The sequence below is a fragment of the Carnobacterium sp. genome (genome assembly GCF_032094055.1).
Classification (GTDB): domain Bacteria; phylum Bacillota; class Bacilli; order Lactobacillales; family Carnobacteriaceae; genus Carnobacterium_A.
Genome location: NZ_DAMDAK010000040.1, coordinates 1 through 3,187, shown reverse-complemented (window position 1 = coordinate 3,187; position 3,187 = coordinate 1). Strand labels below are relative to the sequence as shown.

Genomic DNA, 3,187 nt, shown 5'->3' with positions numbered 1-3,187 from the left:
GGTGAATCAGATTTCAAAAAATAACATAACTATATATGATACCTTGCGTAAAGGATATGCGGAAATGTCTCGTATCAACCTTGATATTTGTAATGAATTTGAAGTTTGTGAAAAAGAGGTCAGCGCCCATTTCTAACTAGGTATTGTAAGGAGGAAATACCTATGGTAAAACGGGGAGAGATTTATTATGCCGATTTATCGCCTGTTGTGGGATCAGAACAGGGCGGCATGCGCCCAGTTTTGATTATTCAAAATAATGTAGGTAACCACTACAGCCCGACAGTGATTGTAGCAGCGATAACGGCAAAAATCCAAAAAGCAAAAATGCCCACTCATGTAGAAGTATCAGCAGAAGAATTTGGTTTAGAGAAAGATTCGGTTGTTTTGTTAGAACAAATTCGAACGATTGATAAACAACGGCTAAAAGAAAAAGTGACCCAGTTAGATCAGCAGATGATGGGGAAAATCAATGAAGCTCTAGAAATCAGCGTGGGACTTTCGAAAACAGAGGGTTTTTTTTATTGAGATTTTTTTCCTATAGTGCTATGATAATGAAGTTGTTCCATCTGTGGTTCGTAACCATCCCACATAAAAAAACTAGGAGGAAATGTAGTTGAAAACAAAAAGTTTGGTCACTAATGCTATTGTAGCAGCCTTATATGTAGCGATAACAGGTATTCTAGCGCCTATTTCTTTTGGGGCTTTGCAGTTTAGAGTAGCAGAAATTTTTAACCATTTAATCATTTTTAATCGTAAATACCTGTGGGGAATTGTCGGCGGTGTATTTATTTCAAATCTGTTCTTTTCAACCATGATAGGTTATGATTTGATTTTTGGTGTTGGGCATTCTCTTGTATCGTTAGTAGTAGCAAGCGGCCTGATGCGAAAGAAGTTGAACTTAAATATTTGGGTTAAATTTTCGCTTAATACACTCGTCTTTACGGTGTTTTCAGCCTTGATTGCTTGGGAGCTGTATTTAGCTTTTTCTGTGCCTTTTTGGTTTGGATACCTTACAGTTGGTATTGGAGAATTAGGCATTATGGCTGTAGGAGCACCGCTTATGGTATTTTTAGATAAAAAAATCCATTTCAGTGAAAGAATAGAATCAGAGTAAAAAAAAAGCCAGAAAAAAATCTGGCTTTTTTTAATAGCAGGAATTGAAGTTAAAGGAACTTTGGAACTTCAGTTATCTTGTATTCATCTTCAATACGTAAAAGAATTAATTGTTTTTTAAATCTTCGACTTCTACTACACGGAACCCTTTTCTATTTAAGTGTTCAATGATTTGTTTGACCATTTCTTTGTCTACGCCTGCTTCTAAAGTCATCATCGTACGGCGGACAATTTCTTCGCGTGCTGCATCTAATGTAATGCAGCTGGAAATAGAACAGTAGCGGTTGATGATTTTAGTCATATTAGCCAAGTCGCCTTTTTGTCCGGAAGAAGCAATAGTTAGAACGTAGCTTCCTGAATCTATATTCCATGACTGTTGCAACATATTTAGAAGAGAACTATGGGTAAGGATTCCATAAAAATGGTTTTCTTCGTCTAAAACAGAAATGTAAGGCAATTCTTTAATAGTGAAAAAAACTTTGAAGAATGAAGAATCTACTGAAATAAATTTGGTCGCATTTTTCAAGAGAGTGGTGACCGGTAAACTCATATCGCCATTATTTGCTTGATGGCGGTAAATATGCATTTTATAAATGTTTCCTCTGAAAATTGTTCCACTTTCATCTAAAATAGGAATACAACGATAACCAGACTCTTCAAGAATATCAATTGCTTCTTGAAGCGTGGCGTTTTCTTTAACAGTGGTTAAATTTTTCTTAGGAATACAAAGTGATTTAAGTAGCATCATCGTATCCTCCTTTAATTGTTATTGTACTATTCTATAGGATGATGATACCATACAAAATATAGCCTATACAATGCTTTTGGAAGGACAATGCTAAATAAACCATTTCTTAAAAGAAAACAAAGTCTTGTTTGGTAAGAATCGGCAAATTATAATAAAGAAATAGTCTGGTGAGATAAATAAGATACTAAAATGAAACAGTCAGAAGGAGAAAAGAGAGTAAGATGACAAAAGAAGATAAGAAAACGGCAAGAAATGAAATGATGGATCGGCCAGTAGTAAAAAAAGAAATAGTAGAATTTTTAAGAAAAGAACAAAAACCTTTGCCTGGGAAACTAGGAGAAATTGAACAGGAAGCGAACGAAAACAGAGTACCGATTATTCCGCATGAAACAGTTGTTTTCCTAAATCTATTACTTGGACAACTTAAGCCAAACCAAATTTTAGAAATTGGAGCAGCTATTGGTTTTTCATCTAGCTTAATGGCTCAGCATGTTGGAGAAACGGGGCATGTAACGACCATCGATCGTTTTGATGTAATGATTGAAAAGGCTAAGGAAAACTATGAATTACTAGGTTTGACAGATAAAGTTACCCTTTTAGAAGGACAAGCTGCAGACATTCTGCCTACCTTAAATGGATCATATGATTTTATTTTTATGGATAGTGCAAAATCAAAATATTATGACTTTTTCCCAGAATGCATGCGATTGTTGAAAGTTGGAGGAATGTTGGTCGTTGATGATGTTTTGCAAGGTGGAACTATTTTGTTGCCTAAAGAAGAAATACCAAAGAGATCTAGAGTCATTCACCGGAAATTGAATGCTTTCCTTGAAGTTGTTATGAAGCATCCTTCATTAGAATCAAGTATTGTGCCTTTAGGCGATGGGTTATTAATGATCGTAAAAAAAGAAGAAGTGGACTTTTCTTACTTATTGCAACAAATTTAAAAGAGATACGGCAAGAGGAAAACAATTGACGATTTAGTCAGTTGTTTTTTGTGTAAATAAAAGGCTTTTTTTCTTGACGAAGACGATTGGATTTGATATAGTAAAACGCGTCGCTACATTATTCAAAGACGAAAAAAATATACGAAATAGTTCATTTAATTAGTTGACTTTGATTATTAAACTATGTTAGTATAAGTAAGTCGTTAAGAGCGACAAAGCAATCAGTTGAATAAATATACAAGTACAATAAATAATTATTCAAAAAATAGTTGACAAACTTATTGTTAAGTGATAACATTAAGAAGTTGTCAAAAGAAAATAATTGACCTTTGAAAACTGAACAAAGTAAGAACGAAATAACTGTGTAAGGTGGTTTAAC

The 3,187-nt window shown here is 34.2% G+C and carries 4 protein-coding genes and 1 riboswitch; of the genes, 3 read left to right on the top strand and 1 reads right to left on the bottom strand.

From position 1 onward, the window contains the following. The first annotated feature begins 162 nt into the window (after positions 1-162). Complete coding sequence (locus RT405_RS07585; RefSeq protein WP_313468887.1) at positions 163-525, top strand: type II toxin-antitoxin system PemK/MazF family toxin; 363 nt, start codon at positions 163-165, stop codon at positions 523-525. Positions 526-562: 37 nt separating this feature from the next. After that, positions 563-607: riboswitch (PreQ1 riboswitch) on the top strand. Positions 608-613: 6 nt separating this feature from the next. Further along, positions 614-1,114 carry a QueT transporter family protein gene (locus tag RT405_RS07580; RefSeq protein ID WP_313468885.1) on the top strand — a complete coding sequence of 167 codons (501 nt, stop codon included), beginning with the start codon at positions 614-616 and terminating at the stop codon, positions 1,112-1,114. 105 nt (positions 1,115-1,219) lie between these two features. On the opposite strand, the gene cbpA is transcribed toward RT405_RS07580, so the two are convergent. Continuing rightward, on the bottom strand, positions 1,220-1,858 hold the full coding sequence (gene cbpA / locus RT405_RS07575) for a cyclic di-AMP binding protein CbpA (RefSeq protein WP_313468884.1): 639 nt from the start codon (positions 1,856-1,858) through the stop codon (positions 1,220-1,222). A gap of 224 nt (positions 1,859-2,082) precedes the next feature. Here cbpA and RT405_RS07570 point away from each other — a divergent pair, with 224 nt between their 5' ends. Next, on the top strand, positions 2,083-2,808 hold the full coding sequence (locus RT405_RS07570) for an O-methyltransferase (protein WP_313468882.1): 726 nt from the start codon (positions 2,083-2,085) through the stop codon (positions 2,806-2,808). The last annotated feature ends 379 nt before the right edge of the window (positions 2,809-3,187 follow it).